Source organism: Pseudomonas sp. LRF_L74, from assembly GCF_965644255.1.
Lineage (GTDB): Bacteria > Pseudomonadota > Gammaproteobacteria > Pseudomonadales > Pseudomonadaceae > Aquipseudomonas.
Map to the genome: position 1 here is coordinate 337,762 of NZ_CBFFRH010000005.1, position 21,794 is coordinate 359,555.

General features: G+C 63.9%; 18 protein-coding genes. 8 read left to right on the plus strand and 10 right to left on the minus strand.

What is annotated here, in order from left to right:
- Positions 1-357 precede the first annotated feature (357 nt).
- From ACSZPK_RS15120 to ACSZPK_RS15135, 4 genes are read right to left on the minus strand one after another with little or no spacing between them, the layout of a single operon-like run.
- On the minus strand, positions 358-1,125 hold the full coding sequence (locus ACSZPK_RS15120) for an ABC transporter ATP-binding protein (protein ID WP_437882293.1): 768 nt from the start codon (positions 1,123-1,125) through the stop codon (positions 358-360).
- On the minus strand, positions 1,122-1,985 hold the full coding sequence (locus ACSZPK_RS15125) for an ATP-binding cassette domain-containing protein (RefSeq protein ID WP_437882294.1): 864 nt from the start codon (positions 1,983-1,985) through the stop codon (positions 1,122-1,124). Before ACSZPK_RS15125 ends, ACSZPK_RS15120 begins: the two co-directional genes overlap by 4 nt.
- Entirely contained in the window at positions 1,982-2,842 is an 861-nt protein-coding gene (locus ACSZPK_RS15130) for an ABC transporter permease (RefSeq protein WP_437882295.1), read from the minus strand. Before ACSZPK_RS15130 ends, ACSZPK_RS15125 begins: the two co-directional genes overlap by 4 nt.
- A complete protein-coding gene (locus ACSZPK_RS15135) occupies positions 2,839-3,822 on the minus strand; it encodes an ABC transporter permease (protein ID WP_437882296.1) in 984 nt (327 codons plus the stop codon). Before ACSZPK_RS15135 ends, ACSZPK_RS15130 begins: the two co-directional genes overlap by 4 nt.
- 193 nt (positions 3,823-4,015) lie before the next feature.
- Between ACSZPK_RS15135 and ACSZPK_RS15140 the strand changes: the two genes are divergently transcribed.
- The 8 genes from ACSZPK_RS15140 to ACSZPK_RS15175 all read left to right on the plus strand — a co-directional run bounded on the left by ACSZPK_RS15140 (position 4,016) and on the right by ACSZPK_RS15175 (position 14,401).
- Positions 4,016-5,245: an SfnB family sulfur acquisition oxidoreductase gene (locus ACSZPK_RS15140; protein WP_437882297.1), complete on the plus strand. Its 1,230-nt coding sequence runs from the start codon at positions 4,016-4,018 to the stop codon at positions 5,243-5,245.
- 20 nt (positions 5,246-5,265) lie between these two features.
- Positions 5,266-7,413, plus strand: coding sequence for a TonB-dependent receptor (locus ACSZPK_RS15145; RefSeq protein WP_437882298.1), 2,148 nt, complete (start codon positions 5,266-5,268; stop codon positions 7,411-7,413).
- A gap of 50 nt (positions 7,414-7,463) precedes the next feature.
- The gene (locus tag ACSZPK_RS15150; RefSeq protein WP_437882299.1) at positions 7,464-8,537 is read left to right on the plus strand and encodes a rhodanese-like domain-containing protein; all 1,074 of its coding nucleotides are present in this window, start codon (positions 7,464-7,466) and stop codon (positions 8,535-8,537) included.
- A gap of 5 nt (positions 8,538-8,542) precedes the next feature.
- On the plus strand, positions 8,543-9,703 hold the full coding sequence (locus tag ACSZPK_RS15155; protein ID WP_437882300.1) for an LLM class flavin-dependent oxidoreductase: 1,161 nt from the start codon (positions 8,543-8,545) through the stop codon (positions 9,701-9,703).
- Positions 9,704-9,706: 3 nt separating this feature from the next.
- A complete protein-coding gene (locus tag ACSZPK_RS15160) occupies positions 9,707-11,332 on the plus strand; it encodes an ABC transporter substrate-binding protein (RefSeq protein ID WP_437882301.1) in 1,626 nt (541 codons plus the stop codon).
- 11 nt (positions 11,333-11,343) lie between these two features.
- Positions 11,344-12,558 carry an MFS transporter gene (locus tag ACSZPK_RS15165; protein ID WP_437882302.1) on the plus strand — a complete coding sequence of 405 codons (1,215 nt, stop codon included), beginning with the start codon at positions 11,344-11,346 and terminating at the stop codon, positions 12,556-12,558.
- 135 nt (positions 12,559-12,693) lie between these two features.
- Positions 12,694-13,173 carry an RrF2 family transcriptional regulator gene (locus ACSZPK_RS15170; protein ID WP_437882303.1) on the plus strand — a complete coding sequence of 160 codons (480 nt, stop codon included), beginning with the start codon at positions 12,694-12,696 and terminating at the stop codon, positions 13,171-13,173.
- A gap of 64 nt (positions 13,174-13,237) precedes the next feature.
- Positions 13,238-14,401 (plus strand): acyl-CoA dehydrogenase family protein, encoded by a 1,164-nt coding sequence (locus ACSZPK_RS15175; RefSeq protein ID WP_437882304.1) that lies wholly within the window; start codon positions 13,238-13,240, stop codon positions 14,399-14,401.
- 251 nt (positions 14,402-14,652) lie between these two features.
- Here ACSZPK_RS15175 and ACSZPK_RS15180 read toward each other — a convergent pair whose 3' ends face one another.
- From ACSZPK_RS15180 to ACSZPK_RS15205, 6 genes are read right to left on the minus strand one after another with little or no spacing between them, the layout of a single operon-like run.
- On the minus strand, positions 14,653-15,513 hold the full coding sequence (locus ACSZPK_RS15180) for an alpha/beta fold hydrolase (RefSeq protein WP_437882305.1): 861 nt from the start codon (positions 15,511-15,513) through the stop codon (positions 14,653-14,655).
- Positions 15,506-16,720 (minus strand): LLM class flavin-dependent oxidoreductase, encoded by a 1,215-nt coding sequence (locus ACSZPK_RS15185; RefSeq protein WP_437882306.1) that lies wholly within the window; start codon positions 16,718-16,720, stop codon positions 15,506-15,508. The genes ACSZPK_RS15180 and ACSZPK_RS15185 overlap by 8 nt, the downstream gene beginning before the upstream one ends.
- Positions 16,717-18,336: a dipeptide ABC transporter ATP-binding protein gene (locus tag ACSZPK_RS15190; RefSeq protein WP_437882307.1), complete on the minus strand. Its 1,620-nt coding sequence runs from the start codon at positions 18,334-18,336 to the stop codon at positions 16,717-16,719. Before ACSZPK_RS15190 ends, ACSZPK_RS15185 begins: the two co-directional genes overlap by 4 nt.
- A complete protein-coding gene (locus ACSZPK_RS15195; RefSeq protein ID WP_437882308.1) occupies positions 18,333-19,172 on the minus strand; it encodes an ABC transporter permease in 840 nt (279 codons plus the stop codon). Before ACSZPK_RS15195 ends, ACSZPK_RS15190 begins: the two co-directional genes overlap by 4 nt.
- Positions 19,172-20,176: an ABC transporter permease gene (locus ACSZPK_RS15200; RefSeq protein WP_437882309.1), complete on the minus strand. Its 1,005-nt coding sequence runs from the start codon at positions 20,174-20,176 to the stop codon at positions 19,172-19,174. Before ACSZPK_RS15200 ends, ACSZPK_RS15195 begins: the two co-directional genes overlap by 1 nt.
- Positions 20,173-21,783 (minus strand): ABC transporter substrate-binding protein, encoded by a 1,611-nt coding sequence (locus ACSZPK_RS15205; protein ID WP_437882310.1) that lies wholly within the window; start codon positions 21,781-21,783, stop codon positions 20,173-20,175. Before ACSZPK_RS15205 ends, ACSZPK_RS15200 begins: the two co-directional genes overlap by 4 nt.
- Between the last annotated feature and the right edge of the window lie 11 nt (positions 21,784-21,794).

Sequence of the window (21,794 nt, forward strand, 5' to 3'; positions counted from 1 at the left end):
ACAGAAGAGCCGGTGCAAACCTTCAAGGCATTTAACGCCGACGTAGAATGCATGGCCAATTGGCAGATCGATCTCGGGATCACCACCGTGGCGATGAAGTCGATAGGGGTGCTCTACGAGATTCTGGAAAGCCACGACCTACATGTCGTACTGGCCAATGCGGGGTGGTTGATGGTGCTGGCATCGCAATCTCCAGAAAGGCCTGAAAAATCCACTGAGCTAGCAATCCTAATGTCGCAGCGACCGCCAGATGCACCATGCACTGACGCGCCCTCCACTCGGACTGACATTCTATTGCCCCTACCTTTGGACAAGCTCCTGATCGGTGTTTCACAATCGACCACCCGGGTGCGAATCTCAGTGCGCATCGGACAGTTCTACCAGTTGCCGTGTATAGGCATCCTGGGCAGCGTCCCAGAGTATGTCCACCGGCCCTTGCTCGACCGTCCGCCCCTGGCGCATCACCAGCACATGGTCAGCCATATGGCGGATGACGTGAATATCATGGGAAATGAACAGGCAAGCGAGACCGAACTCTTCGCGCAGATCATCCAGCAGGTTAAGGATCTGCGCCTGCACTGAGAGGTCCAGCGCAGAAACTGCCTCATCGCAGACCAGCAGCCGTGGCGCCAGGGTCAACGCCCTGGCAATGCTCGCGCGCTGTCGCTGACCACCAGAGAGTTGCTGTGGGAAACGCCGACCGTGCTCGGCGCTGAGACCGACCCGCAGCAGCAGTTCCTCGACCCGCTGCCGACGGCTGTCGGCGTCTCCCTCACCCTGCACCAACAATGGCTGCTCGATGGAACGGGCGATGCTGTAGCGAGGATTGAATGCAGCCATAGGATCCTGGAAAACGATCTGCATGCAGCGTGTCAGTGCCTGGCTACGGCGGCCGGCGGGCAATTCACTAACCTCCTCGCCGGCAAGGCGTATCGATCCCGCATCCACTGGCAGCAACCCCATCAGAGCCCGCACCAGAGTGGACTTACCGCTGCCGGACTCGCCAATGATGCCGAGGGTCGAACCGGCGGCCAGCTCCAGACTGACATCGTTCACTGCCCGGACCCGACGCACCCCCTGGCGGTGAGTGACCACTAGATTGCGGACTTCAAGCAGCGGGATCATGGCTGGCCCTCCATGTCGGGAAAGGTTTTCACTGCGGGCAGCTCCGGCAGCCGCGGCGGTGGGTCGCCCGGACTCCGCCGCACCTGGCCGGGACGAGCCAGAAGCAAGCCGCGGGTATAGGGATGAGTAGGTCTTTCCAGCACCTGACGCGCCGCCCCGGCCTCGAGGATACGTCCGCCCCGCATCACTGCGATGTCATCCGCATAGCGGGCGACCAACGCCAGGTCATGGGATATCAGTAGCACCGCCAAGCCCAGACGACGCTGTAGATCCGCCAGCACCTGCATGATCGAATGACGCACCAGCGCATCCAATGCGGTGGTGGGCTCGTCGGCGATCAGCACGCGCGGCCGCCCGGCCAGAGCCATGGCGATCAGCACACGCTGGCGCATACCTCCGGACAGTCGCTGCGGGTATTCACGCAACAGCGCTCTGGCCTGGGGCAGTTGTACCAGCTCCAGTAGCTCTTCGATCCGCGCCTGCAGCGCAGCACCTTCCAACGTCTCGTGGCAGGCGACGGCCTCGCGCATCTGGCGACCGATGCTCATGATCGGATTGAGCGCACTCAGCGGGTCCTGGAATACCATCGCTATACCACTACCACGCAGGCGCCGTATCTCCCGCAGGGAAAGCCTGCTCAGGTCATGGCCGCCGAAACGCAACTCGCCACAGGTCAGGCGCAGGCCGGGCGGCAACAGACGGATCAGCGACAGGGCAGTCAGCGACTTGCCGCTACCGGACTCGCCGACCAGCGCCAGGGTACGGCCGGCAGCCAGCGCGAGGTCTACTCCATCGACCAGAACCTGGCCAGCAGCGCTTTCGATGCGCAGGCCGCTGGCCTGTAGCAACAGCTCACTCATGAACGTACCTCGCGGCTGCGCGGATCGATGCCAAGGCTTTCGCCAATGCCTTCGCTGAGCAGGCTGATACCGCAGACCAGCAGCAGGATCGCCAGCCCCGGCAGCAGACTCTGATACCAATGCGTCTGCAACAGGTCACGACCGGCGGCGACCATGCCCCCCCAGGAAACCGCCGACGGGTCGCCGAGGCCGAGGAAGGACAAACCGGCTTCGATCAGGATAGAACTGGCCATCAATACCGACAGCATCACCAGTAGGGGGGCGCTGCAGTTGGGCAGGATCTGGGTAAGCAGGATGCGCCCGGGCGACATACCGAAAGTCGAGCACAACACGACGAAGTCGCTGCGCCGTAAGCGCAGGGTTTCCTGGCGCACCAAGCGGGCGATATCTGGCCAGGCACCAAGAGCAATAGCCAGTATCAGGGTAATCATGGACGGTTGGAACAACGCCACCACCACCATCGCCAGCAGCAGCGAAGGTACGCTCTGGAACACCTCGACCAAACGCATCAGCAGATTGTCCTGCCAACTGCCGGCATGCTGGCCGGCGTACAACCCAACCAGGGTACCGCTAACCACCGCCAGCAGCGCGGCGCTGATCCCGATGGCAAAGGACGTGCGGCAGCCATGCAGCAGTCCGCTGAGAATGTCGCGCCCGAGATTGTCGCTGCCCAATGGATAGCGCCAGTCCTGGCCCGGCCATAATCCCGGCTCTGCCACGATGGCCCAGGGCCCATGGGGACTGAGCAAAGGGCCGAAGAACGCCAATGACAGCGCCAGGGTAACGATCGCCAATCCCAGCAAGGCGCCACGATTACGTCTGAAACGCTGGCAGAAATACCGCACCGAGGGACTCATGGTAGTTCCACCCGCGGGTCAAGCCAGTGCTGCAAGAGATCGACCAGCAGATTGCAAAGCACCACCATGCAGCCGCCAAACAACACCACACCGACCAGCAATGCGGTATCCCGCGACAGTAGCGACTCGTATACCAGGCGGCCAAGCCCGGGCCAGGAGAACACGGTCTCCACCACCACTGCGCCGCCCAGGGTCGCACCGACCTGATTGCCCAGGGTGGTGAGCAATGTCAGCAGGGCATTGCTCAAGGCATGCACACCGACCACCCGAGCCTCGGACATGCCCTGGGCGCGCACGGTACGAATGTAATCCTGCTCCAGCACTTCGCGAAGCGAAGCGCGCAGCAGACGGGTATAGAGGGCAAGATTGAATAGCGCCAGGGCCACCGCTGGCAACGTCAGATGCCAGAGGATGTCACGTACCCGGTTGGCACCGGTGAAGGTCGAGAACAGCGTTTCCATACCGCCAGTCGGGAACCAACCGAGGTGCAACGAGAACACCAGAATCAGCACCAGGCCGACCCAGAACACCGGCATGCCGTAAGCGAACACCAGCAGGCTGGTGATGCCACGGTCGATCACGCCGGCTGGACGACGGCTGGCGAGAATCGACAGGACGATGGCCAACGATAACGCCAGCAAACTGGCCGCGACCACCAGCAGCAAGGTTGGCCAGAAGCGTTCGGCGATCAGTGCGGCCACCGGCTTGCCATGACGGAACGACTCTCCGAGATCAAGCTGGACAATACCCAGCAAGTAATGACCGAGGCGCAGCAGAAACGGTTGATCGAGACCTAAGCGGGCGCGGAGCGCTTCGGCATAGGCCGGATCGAAGGCACCAGCTTCGCCAGCGAGGATGTCGGCCATATCGCCCGGTGCAAGCTCCAGCAACAGGAACGATAGAACGGCAATCACCAGCAATATCAGCACGGCCTGCACCAAACGACCAAGCAGATAGCGGGCAAGGCGTAAGCCGTTCATAAAGCGCTACGGCAACTGGCCGCGGACCGTCCGAAATGGGCCATCGAGCGGGTTGGAAGTCTCTGCATGACTTAATTCCTATTTATCCGATAGGGATTATTGACTTAATGAGAAAACGGCCGGCAGTATAGTAATCGCGACCTGCCACTACAAGCGCCGCCGACACTCGTTCGACAGCCCCAGGAGTTTCCAGATGAGCACCGTTCCACCCGCCCCCATGCCCCGCGACGATGAAGGCCGGGAGCCTGCCCATGTCATCCGCAGCGATGCCGAGGCGCTCGAGGTCGCCCAGCGTCTGGCCCTGTTCCTTGCCGAAGGCGCCACCCGACGCGATAGTGAGCGTCTGCTACCGCACGAGGAACTCCAGGCCATCGCCCGCAGCGGCCTGTGGGCGGCCAACGTACCGGCGGCCCATGGCGGCGCTCAGGTGTCCTACGCAACCATCGCCCGGATTCTGGCAATCATCTCTGCCGCCGATCCTTCCATCGGCCACATCATGACCAGCACCTACACCGTCACTCAGTTGATCAACGCGGTAGGCAGCGAGCAACAACGCGAGTATTTCTTTCGCTGTATCCTGGAAGGCGCTTATTTCGGCAATGCCACCTCGGAGATCGGCGGCAAGCGCGCCGACGCCTACACCACCCGCTTCACGCCGGATGGCAGCGGCGGCTATCGTATCGACGGGCGCAAGTACTACGCCACTGGCGCACTGCTCAGCCCGATTATCTCGGTAATCGGCCTCGACCATGAGGACCGACTGACAACCGCCTTCGTCGAAACCCCAGTCGCCGGCCTTACGCTCGTGGATGACTGGGACGGCATGGGCCAGCGCACCACCGCCAGCGGCAGCGCGATTTTCGATAACGTCGTGATCAGTGCCGAGCACTTGTTTCCGCTGGAGCTGTCTCGGGCCATTTCGCCACAGCGGGCCATCGCTCAGATCGTCCATGCCGCCATCGACGCCGGCATCGCCCAGGCGGCCATAGACGCCACCATCCACTACGTCCGCCATTCCTCCCGGCCCTGGCAGAACACCGGTATCGACAAGGCCTCGGACGATCCGCACATCATTTCCGGCATCGGCGATCTGGTGATCCGCCTGCATGCCGGCGAAGCCTTGCTCGAGCGGGCCGGACGCCTGATCGATGCAGCCGTGGCCCAGCCAAGCGACGACGCAGTAGCGCTGGCCACCATAGCCGTAGCCGAAGCCAAGGTGATGACCACCCAGGTAGCACTGGATGCCGCCAATCGGCTCTTTCAGTACGGGGGCTCCAGCTCGACCCGGGCCGGCAAGGGCCTGGACATCTTCTGGAGAAACGCCCGTACCCATACCGTCCACGACCCGGTGCACTGGAAACAGCACGCAGTGGGAGACTTCTACCTAAACCAAAGACAGCCAGCCCGCAACGGCATTCTGTAAGACAACCAAGAGCTTCTGTCATGCATCCAAGACTTCGCACAACCCTCGCTTCGGCTCCAGGGCAGACCCTGCGCGTGGCCCGCTTTACCCTCCTGGCCTCGGCCGCCTCATTGGGGGTTCCGCTGATCGCTGTTGGCAGTACCGAGGGCGGCGACAGCGACCAACTGGAAACAGTGGAAGTAGTCGGTACTTTCCTCAAGGACAGTGCCCGTAAGGCTGATCTCGGTCCCTCGGTGCGCAACGACATCGCCGCGGTCCTGACCATCGACCAGGACGACATTCGCCGCTATCCGCTGAGCACCACCGCCGACCTGTTCCGCGTAGTGCCGGGATTCCAGGTGGACGACTTCCAGAACGGCGGCATCGCCCAGGGCGTCGGCGCCCGTGGCTGGCCATCGATGTCCGACGGCCAGTACGTCGCCACCTACATCGACGGTTTCCAGCGCAACCTCAACTCGGGACCGACCACCAACGGCTACAACGACCTGAACCCGCTGATCCCCGAGATCGTCGAAAGCATCGACGTGGTACGCGGCCCCTTCGATGCCCGCTACGGCGGTAATTACGCCCTGGCCGGCAGCGCCGTGTTCACGACCAAGGATAAGGTCGAGAACCGCGTACAGGCATCGCTCGGCTCTTATGGCCGCAAGCGCTTGCTGGCCACCGGCGGGGTCGCCACGGACGACTACTCCTTCTATACCGCCGTCGAGGGCCTGCGCGACAGCGGCTACCGCGACAACAACGATGACCACCGCATCAACCTGTTCTCCAAACTGGTGCTACCACGCGGCGACGACCGATTCGACATGACCTTTCAGTACTACGATGCCGAATTCGGTCAGGGTGGCTCATTCCGCAAGGCGTTGTACAAAAGCGGCAGCGTCAGCCCACGCCAGGCGGTCAACGAGGCCGACAAAGGTGACAAGGAGCAATTCACCCTGACCGCACGCTATCTGCACGTCGGTGCCGGCTACCAGCTCGACACCAATGCCTACTTCGACCGCTCGCAGATTTACCGCTCCATTTCGCGCAATGATCCGGGACAAATATTTCCCCAGTACCTTTACGAGGACGATCGCTACACCCTTGGCGGCAACAGCGAATTCTATGCGCCCTTCCTGCTCGGCAGCCTGCCATCGGATATTCGCACAGGCGTAGGCGTGCGCGGTGAATTCGCCAAGGTCGACCGCCAGCCCGGTTTCAACAATCAGCCAACCGGTCCGGCGTCGCCCTGGATCGCCACCACCGGCCTGTACACCCGGGCAGACTTCGACGTCATAAACCCCAACGCCTACGCCACGCTCTCGGTGAAGCCCGCACAGTGGTTGAAGCTCAGCGGCAGCGTGCGCTACGACCGCTTTTCTTATGATATCGATCACGTCGGCTATAGCAGCGCCAGCCGGAGCATCACGTCGCGTGACATTGATACCGACCTGAACGCCACCACCTTCAAGGGCGGCGTGGCGATCACCCCAGTCGAGAACGTCACCCTGTTCGCCAACTATGGCGAAAGCTTCAGCACGCCCAATGTCAACACCGAGCTGCCTTACAACAGTGGGCTCGATGTGGCGTTGTTGAAGAGCACCGAGGTCGGCATCGACTACAACGATCCTCGTTCCGGTATCTATGCCCGCCTGGGCGCCTACCACACCACCAACGAGGACGAGATCGGTACCGATCCGCTCACTTCTCTGCCGGCCAACCTGGGCAAATCCAAGCGAGAAGGCTGGGATGCCGAATTCGCCCTGCGGGTGTTCCAGAACGGCCGCCTGGACGTATCGCTGAACGGCAACTACAGCAAGATCAAGGCCCGCCTGGACGACAGCGCTTCCTCCTATATTCCCAACGTCGCCGATCACTTGTACGGCTACGGGGTGGCGGTTTCCTATCTCTTGGAAGGCTCCCAGGAGATCCTCTTCAAGATCGACCAGCAGTTCATCGGCAAACAACCGCTGAACGCCTCAGGTTCGATCGAAAACGATGCCTATGACCGCATCAATGCCAAGCTCAGCTACGACAACCCTGGTTTCCACGGCCTTAGCCTATGGCTGGGGGCGATCATTTATTCCGATCGCTACGCCGAGGCCGCGTTCTTGCGCGGCGGAGAAATCTGGACCGCCGCGCGGCCGAAGACCCGGCTGGAAACCGGCGTCTCGGTCGCTTTCTAAAACCAGCCGGGGAGCCATTGCTTCCCCGGCTTCTTTTCCTGGAGTTGAGCATGAGTCATGTGTTCCTGAGCGCGGAAGATCTGCGCCAGCGGCTTGCCAGCGCCGACGAACTGGCGCTCATCGACCTGCGGGACGAGCAGGCCTACGCCCTCTCTGCTCCGTTCCATGGGGCCAATCACCCCTTTGCCCGCTTCGAGTCCTTCCTGCATCGCCTGCCGTTGCTGATTCCCCACCGCCGCACCCCGGTGGTGCTGCTCAGCGACCGTCGCCAGCACCTACAGGAAGCGGCTGACGCACTGCGCGCCGCCGGCTATCAGGACGTGGCGATGCTGCCGCTGGACGAGCACAGCAACGATGGAGGCTGCGCCTACGTGGAACCCGGCAAGGTCTTCGCCCAACGCCTGCAGCGCGAGCAAGGTACCCCAGCGATTCAGGCCTCGGACCTGCAAGCACTGCGTGAGCAAGGCCGACGCCTGGTGGTACTGGACAATCGCACGGCCGAGCAGTATGCCAAGGGCCACGTGCCCGGGGCCCTGCACGTACCAGGTGCCGAGTTGCTGCTACGCCTGGCCGACCTGGTCGACGACAGCGACACCCTGGTAGTGGTCTCGTGCGCTGCCCAGCCACGCGGCATCGTTGGTGCCCAAACCTTGATCGATGCGGGGATTGCCAATCCCGTTGCCGTACTCGACAACGGCACCAAGGGCTGGACCCAGGCCGGGTTCGGCCTGGAGAGCGGTGCCGACACCCGGAACACCGAGACTGTCAGCGATCGAGCCGAGGTCTTTGGCCGTCGACATAGCGAACACCTGGCCAGGCGACAACCACCCAGCCTGGTCGAGCACGAGCAGATCAACACGTGGCTGGCCGATACCAGCCGCACCAGCTACCTGCTCGATGTACGCCTCCCCGAGGCTTTCGCCCGTGGCCACCTGCCCGGCTCACTGTCGGCGCCCGGCGGCCAGTTAATCCTCAACACCCTGGCCTATGCCGTGGTTCGCGATGCCCGGCTGTTGCTGGTCGACGATCTTCACGGCGTCCGCGCGACCACCGCCGCCTACTGGCTGCGCCAACGTGGCTGGGACGTCCATATCCACCTGCACGACTTTTCCGCCCAGGCCTGAACACCATGCTCCCACTCGCCCACCCCTCCTCCAGCTATCGGCCAGCGGCGCCACTGGATTTCGCCGACAGCCCGTTGTCGCAACATTTCCGCCAGCCGCTGCTGCTGGGACTGTTCCTCGACGTCCAGGATATCCGACGCTCGACCCTGCCACGCACCTCCAGTTGGACGTTCGATTACAACGCCAAGCTGGTGCAACGCGCGGAAGAACTCGGTTTCGACATGGCCTTCAGCCGCGCCCAGTTCCTGCCCAAAGGTGATTACGACCACCAGTCGCTGGACGCCTTCATCGCCTTGGGCAGCATGGCCGCGATCACCGAGCGCATCTTGCTGATCTCAACCGTTCACCTGTTGTACGGGGCGATCCATCCGGTGCACATCGCCAAGTTCGCCGCTACCTACGACCATATCGCCAAGGGCCGCTGGGGGATGAATATCGTCACCGGACACCGCAAGGTCTCCCATGAGATGTTCGGCAAGGCCCGCCCGGAACATGACCAGCGCTATGAGTTGGCCGCCGAGTACGTCGAAACCCTGGAGCGTCTGTGGTGGGAAAGCGAGAACTTCAGCTACCAGAGTGGCAACGGCTGGTCGCTGAAGGATGCCTTCATCACTCCCAAACCCTGCTATGGCAGGCCGATCCTGATCAACGCCACCGGTTCTGATGCCGGCATCGATTTCGCCGCCCGCTATTCGGACATGGTCTTCGTCACCAGCCCGGCCGGCAGCCACATCGACAGCGCCCTGGTCTCGCTACCGGAGCACATCGCCCGCATCAAGCAGGCAGCCTTGGCCCGTGGACGGCAAGTGCGCACCATCATCAACCCGACCATCGTCGCTCGAGAGACAGAGAAAGAAGCCTGGGAGTACGCCCATTCGATCATCGAGCACGGCATTCCCGATCCACACTTCGGCGCCTTCAACCGCAACGACAGCGACGCTCATGCCTGGCGCGGCCGCGTCGAACTGCCACGCCAACAGGGCCTGGGGCTGGGTGGCAATATCGAGATAATCGGTGATCCCGACCAGGTCGTGGCGCAGATCGCGGCACTCAAGGCCACCGGCATCGATGGCATTCAGATCGGCTTCTACGACTTCCAGCCGGAACTGGAATACTTCGCCGCGGAAATCCTGCCTCGCCTGCAGCGCGCCGGGCTGCGCCTTTAGGCCATGGTCAGTCGACGCATATTGCTGCGCCGGGCACTGCAGCTCGGCGTGCTGGGAGGTGCCGGCGCTTCGCTGGCCTGGCTGCTGCACGACAATGGCAGCGGCGCCCCTGGCAACCACCTGGTATTCGGCATTTTCGCCGACCCCTTCATGGTGACCAGCGCCTTTTCCTCGGCGGGCAGCGCCTGCTTCATATCCGGCAAAGTGTTCGATGGCCTACTGACCTATGACTTCGAGCTCAATCCGCAGGCGCAGTTGGCCGTCGCCTGGGAAACCAGCTCCGATGGCCTGTCGATCACATTCAGGCTGCGCCCCGGCGTGCGCTGGCATGATGGTCAGCCGTTCGGCTCGGCCGATGTTGCCTTTTCGCTGCTGGACGTGTGGAAGAAGTACCACAGCCGGGGCATCACCACCTTCGCCCCGGTTCTGGCGGTCGATACCCCTGACCCGCTTACCGCCGTGCTACGCCTGTCGCAGCCAGCCCCCTATCTACTGACCGCCCTGGCTTCCACCGAATCGCAGATCCTGCCGCGTCACCTGTACCAGGGCCGAGACATACTGAGCAATCCCTACAACAACGCGCCAGTCGGCACCGGCCCGTTCCGTTTTGTCGAATGGGTGCGCGGCAGCCACCTGATCCTGGATCGCAACCCGGATTACTGGGACAACCCGCGGCCATACTTGGAGCACATCGTCTACCGCGTGCTGCCAGATGCCGCGGCACGGGCGGCAGCGTTGGAGGCAGGAGAGATCCACCTAATCGGTTACAGCCAGGTCCCGTTAAGCGACGTCGAACGACTCGGGCACTTGCCGCACCTGGAAGTGACCAACCGTGGCTACGCCTACACCGCTGGCATCAGTAGCCTGGAGTTCAACCTGGAACGCGCCCCCCTAGACGATCCTCGGGTGCGCCATGCCATAGCCCACGCCATCGACCATGACCTGCTGGTGCGCAACATCTGGTACGGCCATGCCACGGCCGCCACTGGGCCAGTGCCACAAAGCCTGAGCGCCTTCTACAGCGCCGAGGTGCCGCATTACCCCTTCGATCTGGAACGAGCGGCGCATCTGCTAGACCGCGCCGGCCTGCCTCCGAACGCACACGGCCAGCGCCTGCAACTGACCCTGGACCCATCGCCGACCAGCGATGCCCTGCGCCAGGTGGCGGAATACCTGCGTGATTCGCTGCAGCGCATCGGCATCGATCTGGTGGTACGGCGTCAGGACTTCGGCGCCTTCATCAGCCGTGTCTACCAAGCCCGAGACTTCGACCTCTCGCTATATGGCGCCAGCGCAGCGCCGGATCCGGCGATCTCCATCCAGCGTTTCTACTGGTCGCACAGCATCAAGCCGGGAGTGGCTTTTTCCAACGGCTCGCACTACCGCAACGCACAGGTGGACAGCTTGATCGAAGCGGCACAGACCGAACTGGACCCGCAACGTCGCCGCCAGTTGTACGTCGAGTTCCAGCGCCAGGTACAGACCGATCTGCCACTGATCCCGCTGGTCGCTCCCCGCGACGTAACCCTGGCCAACCGGCGCCTGCGCCATCACACAGTCACCGGTGACGGCCTGATGGGCAACTTCGCCCAGGCCGTCATGGAACCGACTCCCGCCCCATTCCTTTGAGGAGTTACTCAGTGAAATCACCAGACGCGCATCCGACCACGGGCCGCGCCGCCATTTTCCCAGTGCTGCTGGCCATCAGCCTCTGCCATCTGTTTCACGACATGATGCAGGCCTTGCTCTCGGCCTCCTACCCGAACATTCGCGAAGAGTTGGGTCTGAGCTTTGCCCAGATTGGTTTTTCCTCTTTCATTTTCCAATTGGCGGCATCGCTGCTGCAGCCGCTGATCGGCTCGTTCAACGATCGCCGCCCAGCCCCCTTCACGCTGGCCGCCAGCATGCTGCTGCTGGTGATCGGACTGGGCCTGCTGGCCGGCGCATGGAATTATCCAATGCTGCTGCTGGCAGCAGTGTTCATCGGACTCGGCTCCTCGATATTCCACCCGGAGGCCTCGCGCATCAGCCATATGTCCTCCGGCAATCGCCTCGGCCTCGGCCAATCCCTGTTCCAGACTGGTGGCAACGCCGGCTCAGCCCTCGGCCCGTTGCTGGCGGCGGCAGTGGTTACCGGCCTTGGCCGCCCAGCGGTTGCTGGCTTCATCCTGCTGGCGCTATTGACCCTGGCGATCCTCTGGCGCATCGGCCTCTGGGCCCGCGACCAGGGCCTGCCGGAACTACGCCGCCAGACCGCCAGGCAGGTCGGGCCGGAGTTGCCACGAAGACGGCTGACACTGGTGCTGGGCATCCTGTTGCTGCTGGTGCTGTCGAAATACGTCTATCTGGCGAGCATGAGTGCCTATTACACGTTCTATCTGATCGAGCGCTTCGGCAGCAGCATCGCCGATGCCCAGGTCTACCTGTTCATATTCCTCGCCGCCGTTGCCGTCGGCACACTGGTCGGCGGCGTGTTGTTCGACCGCATGAACCGTCGACGGGTGATCCTGCTGTCGATCGTTGGGACTCTGCCCTTCAGCCTCGCAATGCCGTACCTGAACCTGGCGGGAGTAGTGCTGGCCAGCGTCGGTGCCGGGTTGGTACTGGCCTCGGCCTTCGCCGCGATAATCGTCTACGGTCAGGAACTGCTGCCTCGCTCCATAGGCATGGTCTCGGGGCTGTTCTTCGGTTTCTCCTTCGGTGCCGGCGGCATTGGCGCGGCACTGGTCGGTCAATTGGCCGACCATCAGGGAATACTGAGCGCGTTCGAACTCTGCGCCTGGCTGCCGTTGCTCGGTCTCCTGGCCTTGGCGCTGCCGGACCTGGAAGAGTCCCGCGAAGTGGCCCATGCCTGAGTGCGGCAAAAGCTCTGCAATGTTAGACTGCACCGCCTTTGCCGCTCGGACCGGAACATGCGGGCCTGCTTGGCCGGGCCGGTCCGCTACAGAGACCGGACCGATGGCAACACCCTCGATGGAACAGGCCGCCCGATGATTTCTCAGCGCAGCAGGCTCGCACTGAAAGCCTCGCTCTATCTCGCCCGCTCCCCTGCCGGGGCCCCGGTGGCGATCACCGATATCGCCGCCGCACTGTCGGCGTCTCGCAAATTTCTTGAAACCATCCTGCTGGAACTCAAACGCGGCGGGCTGCTGACCAGCGTACGTGGTAAAAACGGCGGCTACATGCTGGCCAGGGCCGCAACGGACATCAGCTTCGGCGCCGTCATCCGGATCACCGACGGGCCTCTGGCACTGGTGCCCTGCGTCAGCAAGAACTTCTACCGTCCTTGCTACGACTGTCATGACGAAGCTACCTGCGTACTGCGTCGAGTGATGGCCCAGGCCCGTGACCAGGTCAGCTCGGTGCTGGATGGAACCTCCCTGGCTGACGCCATAGCCCGCCCCGAAGCGCTAAGCGGTGCCGGTATTCTGCTGACGCCCCCGGCACCAGCCGACGAGGAGCCGGCATGAACGCGCCCATTGCACTGCACAGGGGGCAGAATACTCATCAGGAGCGCAGCCGTGGAGGGCAACCATGAGTGAGAGCAATGCGATGATCGGCCACTGGATCGAGGAACGCAGCCGTCAACTTGCCGCGCTGGCGATCAGCGACTACCGTCAGCGCGCCTTGCGTGACGAGGGTGACAGCTTCTTTCCGCTAGAGAACCTGCGCAGCATCCATGACTTGGGTCTGCTGCACATCACCTCCTCAGAGATTAACGGTGGCTTCGACGGCCACCTGCTTGGCGCGCGACCTGGGCTCTTCCATCGGCTGCTGCGACTGATCAGCCGTGGTGATGCGGCCACCGCACACTGCTTCCAGCTGCATAACCACAGCCTATGGACTCTGGAAGGCGTGGCCACGCCGGAACAGATCGATCGCTTCGTCCTGCCACTGACCAGCCGCTTCGGCCTCGCTGCCTCGGTCGGCAGTGAGCCGGCACGGATCGACCCGGCACAGATGCAGACCCGGGCAACCCGTGTCCCTGGCGGCTGGCGGGTGAGCGGGACAAAAAGCTTCGTCACCAATGGCGAATACGCCGACCTGATCATCGCGGTGGTCGCCATCGATGGCGCGCAAGCCACCGCCGAACACCAGATGATGCTGATCCTCGAACAGGGCATGCCGGGCCTTTCCTGGGACGACGACTGGTATCGGCCCAACGGCATGAAGCTGGCGCGCAGCCCGCTGCTGCGCCTGGATTCTGTATTTGTCCCCGACAGCCATGTACTCGGCAAACCTGGCACCTATGTGCGCGAAGGCTGGCACGAACGGTTTCACCTCGGTTTCGCCGCCAACTACCTGGGTATGGTCGAGGGACTGTTCGACTGGCACCTGGGCTACACCCTCGCCCGCCAGCGCGAACACGATGAATTCGTGCAACTGCGTACAGGGGAGATGCGCGTCAGGATCGACAGCGCCGCCGCGCTGTTCGAACAAGCGGTGCTGGCCTGGCAGCAGACTGACGAGACCCGTGCGGGGTTGCTGTCGATGAGCGCCAAGGCGGTGGCCGAACAGACCGCGCTGGATGTCAGTCGCAGCATTATTTCGATATCCGGCGGTACCGCCCAGTTTGAAGAACACCCGCTGGGCTATTTCATCCGCAACATCGAGATGCATTGTGTCCACGCCGGGCATGATCGCACAGCCCAGTTGATAGGCCGCTCCTCCCTGCTGAACAATGATTTCCGTCTCTGAGCCGGACGTATCGGTCAGGTACTTGCGGACGGGCATTCAGCGGCTTCCACACCTTCAGCGCGCCATGGCGCTGCATTGCACACTGAGCAAACACAGGGTTTCGTTGGCTTTACGTAGCTCATGGTTCTCTCGTTGCAGAGCGTAGTTGTCAGTAGCGGCGATACCAGCCAGAAACCGACGTTTAGAGTTAGAAAATAAAATGCTCCCGTCGTCCGGCTTAAGAGCTGGCCTGACAGATCTAGCTCAATGCCCTAGATGCCTAGCCTGAGAAAAGGCTTGTGCTCATGCTGTTGCTGCAACAGTTCGAGCAAGTGCTCGAGCACCGCGTCGGGGCGCTCCAGCAGCAACTGGTGGGCGGTGCGCGGGAGCACATGGAACTGCGAGCCGGGGATCTTTTCGTGCAATGCCCGCCCACCCTCCAGCGGGGTGATGCCATCGGCCTCGCCCGAGAGGATGCGCACCGGGGCTCGCAACCAATCCAGATTCTCGGGAATCCAGCGCCCCTGCCCGACCAGCGCCTTGAATACGCGCAAGGAGTTACGCTCGGTCAGGCGCACCTCGTAGTCGACCAGCGCCGGATCGGTCTGCGCATGCCAGGCAGCCTGGCGAAAGCCGCGAACGAGCCAGGGACGCAACAACTCGAGCGTCCAGGCCGGCAAATGCAGCAGGCCGCCGCGCGCAGGCGCATGCAACTGGGTGCCGAGCAGCAGGACGGCGGCGACGGTGCTGCGCTGTTCGAAATGCTCCAGGGTGCTCAAGGTCAGCGCCGTGCCGAAGGAATGACCGATGGCGACGTTGCGGGTGCCGGCGAAGCGCCGGTATATCGCCAACTGGTCCGCCACCAGTTCGTCCCAGGCATACGCCCGTGTCGTGCGTGGCGTATCGCTGGCGCCGTGGCCGAGAATGTCCCAGGCCACCAGGTCGTATCCCGCCAGTCGCGGGTCCTGCCAGAGGTAACGCCACTGATCCTTGTTGCCGCCACCGCCATGGGCGAAGAACAGCGTCGTGTCGCTGCCTGCGGGTGCAGGCCGGTGCGCCACACTGAGGTGGCGACCGGGACGTACCTCCAGCGTCACCCCCTGCACCGCGACCGCCAGGTCATGTTCAGCCATTGCCAATTCTCTCCCTCGATGCGTACGTTTCGGCCAACCCCAGGTGCTCACGCAAGGTACGGCCAACATAATGATCACGGACCAGGCCCCGGCGCCGCAGCTCGGGAACCACCAGGTCGACGAAATCCTCCAGGCCGCCTGGAAGCCAGGCGGGCATGACGTTGAAGCCGTCAGCCGCCCCCAGGCGAAACCAGGTCTCCATCTGCTCGGCGATCTCCTGCGCGCTCCCCACCACCACCAGATGGCCACGGGCATCGGCCATGCGCAGGTACAACTGGCGAATGCTCAAGCCTTCCGTTCGCGCCAGCTTCAGCAACAGTTGCTGGCGACTGCGCCCGGACTCCGTCAGCGGCAGGTCCGGTAGCGGACCATCCAGGGGTAGCTGCGACAGGTCGCTGCCTCCGCCGACATCGGCCAGCAGCGAAAGCCCTACCCGGGGGTCCACCAGGGATTGCAGCAGGGCGTGCTGCGCCTCGGCCTCGGCGCGCGTGCGCCCGACGATCGGCAGGATGCCGGGCATGACCTTGAGCGACTGGGCCGACCTGCCGTGCCTGGCCGCGCGCGCCTTGATGTCCTGGTAAAACAGGCAGGCGCCCTGCAAGTCGGGCTGGGCGGTGAACACCACTTCGGCATGCCGCGCGGCGAATTCGCGCCCGGCCTCGGAGTCACCGGCACACACCTGTACCGGCGCCCGCTCCGGTGCTTGCCAGCACGCCTGCACCCGTTGGTGAAAACGTTCGGCCATGCGATAGCGATCAGCATGCAGAAAATGCTGGTCGCGCCCGAAATTACGGGCCTCCTGAGCATTGCTCGAAGTCACCAGGTTCCAGCCGCAACGCCCGCCGCTGAGGCGCTCGAGCGAAGCGAAGGCGGCGGCGATCTGTTCGGCCCCGTTGTAGGAGGTGGTGGCCGTGGCGATCAGGCCGATGTGCCGGGTTCGTGCAGCGAGGGCGGCCAGCAGGGTCAGCGGTTCGAAGTGCTCGGTGCGCGACATGCGGCTGAGCGCGGCATGCTCGCCCGGCAACATGGCGAGGGTATCGGACAGGAAAATGGCATCGAAGCATCCGCGCTCGGCGGTCTGCGCCAGGTGCAGGTAGTGCTCCAGGCTCAGCCCTCCATCGGCCCGACTCAGAGGGTGCCGCCAGCCGGCGACATGATGACCGGTCGCCATCAGAAATGCATTCAGATGCAGGAGTCCACCGTTCATGTCACCTGATCCCCGGTCGCCCGCGCTGGTAAGGTTTCGCTGGCGGCGTCCAGCAGCGTGCGGGTGTAGGCATGTCGTGGCTGCGCCAGCAGGCGAGCGGTTTCTCCCGACTCGACGATTTGCCCGTCCCGCATCACCACCAGACGATCGCACATGCGCGCGGCCACCCCCAGGTCATGGGTGATGAACAGCATCGCCAGGTCCAGTTGCGCCTGCAGATCGTCCAGCAGACGCAGGACCTGGTCCTGGACCAGCGCGTCGAGCGCCGACACACACTCGTCGGCGACCAGTACCCTGGGCTGCTGGATCAGTGCCCGGGCAATGGCCATGCGTTGGCGCTGGCCACCGGAAAACTCGTGGGGATACGCCTCGAACGCACTGGCCGGCAGGCCGACCCTGCCCAGCAGTTCCCGCGCACGCTCCTGCGCTTGCGCGCGTGGCTCGCCCCGCGCCAGCGAACCGGCGATCAGCGACTCGCCAATGCGCCGACGCGGGTTGAACGATGCGGAAGGGTCCTGGAAGACCATCTGGATGCCCGGCCGAACGGCACGCAACTGGCGTTCGCCAAGGCCGAGCAACTCTTGCCCGTCCAGGCGAACGCTGCCGCCATCGAGCGGCAACAGGCGCAGCAAGGCCCTGGCCAAGGTCGATTTGCCTGAGCCTGATTCGCCGACGATACCCAGGGTCTCGCCGGGGCGCAGGCTCAGTTCCACGCCCTGCAACGCGACCACCGCGTGGCGGCGCAGGCCCTGACGCGCCCAGTAACGCTTGTTCAGCCCCGAGGCGACCAGTAACGGCGTGGCGCTATTCGCCGGGCGTGGGGGACGAGGCCGCGACGTGCTGGCCTCCAGCAACAGGCGCGTATAGTGCTCGCGTGGCGCATGCAGCACTTGCCGCGCGGTGCCCTGTTCGACGACCTTGCCCTCGGCCATCACCAAGACGCGGTCAGCCACGGCGCGAACGACCGAGAAGTCATGGGTGATAAGCAGGATGGCCATGCCGGTTTCGCGGCGAATGCGCTGCAGCAACTCGAGTATCTGCTTGCGACTCGCGGCATCGAGCGCCGAGGTCGGTTCGTCGGCAATCAGCAGGCGCGGCTCGCAGGCCAGCGCCATGGCGATGGCGGCCCGCTGCCGTTGGCCGCCCGAAAGCTGGAAGGGGTATGCCCTGGCTATGCGCTGGACGTCGGTCAGCCCGACATAGCGCAGCAGGTCCAGCACACGCTCGCGACGCTGAGGCCTGGCCAAGCGGCGATGCAGGCGCAGGGCTTCATCGATCTGCTGGCCGATCCGCCACACCGGGTCGAGTGCGGTCAACGGCTCCTGGGAAACCAGGCCGATGGCCGCGCCGCGCAACTTGCGCAGCGCCGGCGCAGCGAGTTGTGCCAGGTCCGTGCCGGAAAACACCAGGCGACCTCGCTCGAACTCCAGTCCTTCAGGCAACAGTCGCAGGAGCGCTGCTGCCAATGTCGACTTACCCGACCCTGACTCGCCCACCACGCACAGCAGTTCACCTGCCGCGAGCTCGAAATTAACGTCACGCAATGCATGACTGCGCTCCGCAGTGATCGGCAAGCGTACCTGCAACCCTTGAACGCTCAGCAATGGCACGCTCATGGCGCCACCCTTTCACGCACGTTGAAGGCGATCCGCAGCCCCTCGCCGACCCGGTGCACGGCCAGCACCGTCGAGAGGATTGCCAGGCCTGGCCACAGGCTCAACCACCAGGCCTGACGCGCGAGATTTCGTGCGGAATCGATCATTGCCCCCCAGCTCATCGATTCCGGATCGCCGAGGCCGAGAAAAGACAACGCCGACTCGCCGAGGATAGCCGCCGCCATCACCAGGCCCACCAACGACAGCACGGGGGGCAAGGCATTCGGCAGGATTTCCACGAACAGGATGTGCAACGGCCCCAGCCCGGCCGTGCGCGCGGCCAGCACGAATTCGCGCTGGCGCAGGCCGAGCACTTCGTTGCGCACGATGCGCGCCACCGGCGGCCACGCCGCGAGGCTCACCGCCAGCACCAGCGAAAAGATCGAAGGTTCGAGAATCGCCACCAGGATCACCGCCAGGAACAACCCGGGAATGACCTGGAAGACATCGGCCAGGCGCATCAGCAGGCTGTCGAGCAACCCGCCGGCATAACCGGCGATGGCCCCGACCAGTACCCCCAGGGTCAAGGTCGCCAGGGTACTCAGCAGGCCGATGGAGAGCGACACCCGAGCACCGTAGCAGAGGCCGACCAGCGGGTCGCGCCCCAGCAGGTCGCTGCCCAGCGGCAGGTGCAAGGATTGCAGCGGTGGCTGCAACGGAGCGGCGACCATCGCCCACGGCGACTCGGCGAACAGCCAGGGCGCGGCGAGCGCCAACGCACCGAGCGCCAGCAGAAACGCCGCGCTGGCCAACGCGCCCGGCTGGGCCCGGAAGCGCTGCCATGCAGACCTGGGCATCACTGTGCACCTCCCGAGGCAAGGCGCGGATCGGCGAGGTAGCAGCACAGTTCGCTGATCAGGTTGCCCAGCAGCACCAGCACGGAAATCACCAGGAACACGCCTAGCAGCAGGGGGTAATCACGCGCTTCCAGCGACTCGTAAAGCAACCGCCCGATACCGGGCCAGGCGTAGACCACCTCGACCAGCAGGCTGGCACTGGCCAATTGGCCCAACTGCAGGCCGGCGTAGGTGGTGACCGGCAACAAGGCGTTGCGCAGCACATGCGCCAGCAGCACGCGCTGTTCCGATGCGCCCTTGGCCCGGGCGGTCCTGACGAAGTCCTGGGTGAAGGCCTCGAGCATCGCCGAACGGGTCAACTGCACGTACACCGCCAGAAACACGAAGCTCAGCGAGACACAGGGCAGCAGCAGATGTTGCGCAACATCCCAGGCATGGGCCCAGCCCCGCAGCCCGGCGCCGACCGACTCCATGCCAAACGCCGGCAATACCCCCAACGCGATGGAGAACAGGATCACCAGCAGCAGGGCCAGCCAGAACGCCGGCGTGGCATAAAGCAGCAAGGCCACCACGCCGACCACCCGATCCAGGCGCCCCGAACGCTGCCGGCTGCTGGCCGCCAGCACGCCCAGGCCGATCCCCGCCACGCTCGACAGGACGAAGGCGCTTAACAGCAGCAACAGCGTGGCCGGCAAGCGTTCCGCGATCAGCGCCCATACCGCGGTCTGGTTGCGGTGGGAAAACCCCAGGTCGCCCTGCAACACGCCGCCCAGGTAGCTGGCCAGTTGGCTCGGCAGCGGCCGGTCCAGGCCCATTTCGTGGCGCAGCCGCTCGACATAGGCCGGATCGTCCAGCCCCGCGGCGCTGGCCATGGTCAGCGCCGGGTCTCCCGGTGCCAGGCGCAGCAACAGAAAGGTCCCGACCAGCACCACCAGAATCACCAGCAGCATGCGCCCCAGGCGCAGCGTGATGAAAAGCAGGCCTTGCGACAGCCTGTCGATCATTGCGCCTGGTTCTCCAGGTAGACGTCTTCGGCACTGTCATTGAGACTGGTGGCGGTACGCAGCAGGTTCTTGACCTGTGGCTGATAAAGGGTCGGGAAACGCATTTCGTAGATTGGCAGGATCGGCAGGTCCGCATTCAGGATCCGCTCCAGGCGCCAATAGACCGCCTGGCGCGCCTTGCTATCGGGGGTGTTTATCGCTTCTTTCCAGAGCGCATCGGCCTGGGGGTTGGAGTAGCCCACCACGTTGTTGAAGGGTGAGCCCTTGACGATGTTGTCGCCGCGATAGAAATACGACGTGGACAGGTAGGGGTCGCCCACCTGGAAACTGAAGTTGTAGGTCAGGTCGAAATCCCAGTCGCTGACCCGCTGGTACCAGGTCGCGGCATCGGAGGTCACCACCTGCACCTTGATGCCCAGCGGAGCCAGCGACTGGCGGGTGTATTCGGCCAGGCGTTCCCAGGCGCCGCCTTTTTCACCGTTGAGCAGGCGCAGGCGGATCTTGCTCACGTCCACCCCGGACTCGGCGATCAGCCGCTTCGCCCGCGCCGGATCGTAATCGTGGCGAGGCAGCGACGGATCGTGTTCGAGGCTGCCATTGGGGAACACACCCTCTGCGGGCTCGCCGGTGCCGAAGAAGATGTTGTCGACGATGGCGCGGCGATCCAGGGCGAGCAGGATCGCCTCGCGAACCCTGGGGTCGTCCAGCGGCGGCTTGCGCGTGTTGACTTGCAAAAATGCCTGGCCACGGAACAGTTCCCAGCCCTGCTCGCTGCGGACCACGCCTGGCAACGCGGCAAGGCGCTTGAGGTCGGCATAGTCGGCATCGCCACTGCGCAACACCTGCACGTCGCCACGCTCGAAGGCGGCGGCGCGCGATGCCGCGTCCGGAATCACGTGAAACACCACCGCATCCAGGTACGGCAGGTCTTTCTTCCAGTAATGCGGGTTGCGTTCCAGGCGAATGTAGGCGCCCCGCTTCCACTCCTTGAACACGAAAGGGCCGGTGCCGATTGGCTGCAGGTTGGCCGGGTTGCTGCGGTAATCGCCCTTGCCGTCATAGATGTGCCTGGCCACCACCGGCCGCAAGCCGCTGCCAAGCAGGTCGAGCAGCGGTGCGAAGGGCTTCTTCAGGTGGAAGCGAACCTGGTGGGGGCCGCTGGCTTCGACGGACTGGATGAACTCATCGGCCAGGCTTTTCTGCCGGGGATCGACCGCCGGGTAGAAGGTGGAAAAGGTGAAGACCACATCCTCGGCGCTGAACGGCTGGCCATCGTGCCACTGCACACCCTCCTGCAGATCGAAGGTCCAGGTCAGTCCGTCATCGGAGGCTCTCCAGCTACGCGCCAGTACCGGAATTGGTTTCAACTGATGATCGAAGGCCAGCAGGCTTTGCAACACCTTGCCGCTGACATATTGCGTGGACACGTGGGAAACCAGGGCATGCACCAGACCCGGCGGCTCGGGCTGGGCGACCAGCCCGAGGGTACCGCCTGCCTGCGGCGCGGCTGCGGCAATCGGTAGCCAGCTCGTCAGTAGCAGTGCGCCGAACGCGGCGCCGATGGTGGTGCGCAGCCCGGCAGTTGCGCTCTGCTTGCAATAGGGCATCGATAGTTTCC

Excerpts from the sequence above, each read along its gene's own strand:
- ACSZPK_RS15150 (WP_437882299.1), top strand. The coding sequence starts at position 7,464 with ATGAGTCATGTGTTCCTGAGCGCGGAAGATCTGCGCCAGCGGCTTGCC.
- ACSZPK_RS15185 (WP_437882306.1), bottom strand. The coding sequence starts at position 16,720 with ATGAACGGTGGACTCCTGCATCTGAATGCATTTCTGATGGCGACCGGT.
- ACSZPK_RS15145 (WP_437882298.1), top strand. The coding sequence starts at position 5,266 with ATGCATCCAAGACTTCGCACAACCCTCGCTTCGGCTCCAGGGCAGACC.
- ACSZPK_RS15155 (WP_437882300.1), top strand. The coding sequence starts at position 8,543 with ATGCTCCCACTCGCCCACCCCTCCTCCAGCTATCGGCCAGCGGCGCCA.
- ACSZPK_RS15140 (WP_437882297.1), top strand. The coding sequence starts at position 4,016 with ATGAGCACCGTTCCACCCGCCCCCATGCCCCGCGACGATGAAGGCCGG.
- ACSZPK_RS15195 (WP_437882308.1), bottom strand. The coding sequence starts at position 19,172 with ATGCCCAGGTCTGCATGGCAGCGCTTCCGGGCCCAGCCGGGCGCGTTG.
- ACSZPK_RS15190 (WP_437882307.1), bottom strand. The coding sequence starts at position 18,336 with ATGAGCGTGCCATTGCTGAGCGTTCAAGGGTTGCAGGTACGCTTGCCG.
- ACSZPK_RS15200 (WP_437882309.1), bottom strand. The coding sequence starts at position 20,176 with ATGATCGACAGGCTGTCGCAAGGCCTGCTTTTCATCACGCTGCGCCTG.
- ACSZPK_RS15180 (WP_437882305.1), bottom strand. The coding sequence starts at position 15,513 with ATGGCTGAACATGACCTGGCGGTCGCGGTGCAGGGGGTGACGCTGGAG.
- ACSZPK_RS15120 (WP_437882293.1), bottom strand. The coding sequence starts at position 1,125 with ATGATCCCGCTGCTTGAAGTCCGCAATCTAGTGGTCACTCACCGCCAG.
- ACSZPK_RS15205 (WP_437882310.1), bottom strand. The coding sequence starts at position 21,783 with ATGCCCTATTGCAAGCAGAGCGCAACTGCCGGGCTGCGCACCACCATC.
- ACSZPK_RS15175 (WP_437882304.1), top strand. The coding sequence starts at position 13,238 with ATGAGTGAGAGCAATGCGATGATCGGCCACTGGATCGAGGAACGCAGC.
- ACSZPK_RS15135 (WP_437882296.1), bottom strand. The coding sequence starts at position 3,822 with ATGAACGGCTTACGCCTTGCCCGCTATCTGCTTGGTCGTTTGGTGCAG.
- ACSZPK_RS15160 (WP_437882301.1), top strand. The coding sequence starts at position 9,707 with ATGGTCAGTCGACGCATATTGCTGCGCCGGGCACTGCAGCTCGGCGTG.
- ACSZPK_RS15125 (WP_437882294.1), bottom strand. The coding sequence starts at position 1,985 with ATGAGTGAGCTGTTGCTACAGGCCAGCGGCCTGCGCATCGAAAGCGCT.
- ACSZPK_RS15130 (WP_437882295.1), bottom strand. The coding sequence starts at position 2,842 with ATGAGTCCCTCGGTGCGGTATTTCTGCCAGCGTTTCAGACGTAATCGT.
- ACSZPK_RS15170 (WP_437882303.1), top strand. The coding sequence starts at position 12,694 with ATGATTTCTCAGCGCAGCAGGCTCGCACTGAAAGCCTCGCTCTATCTC.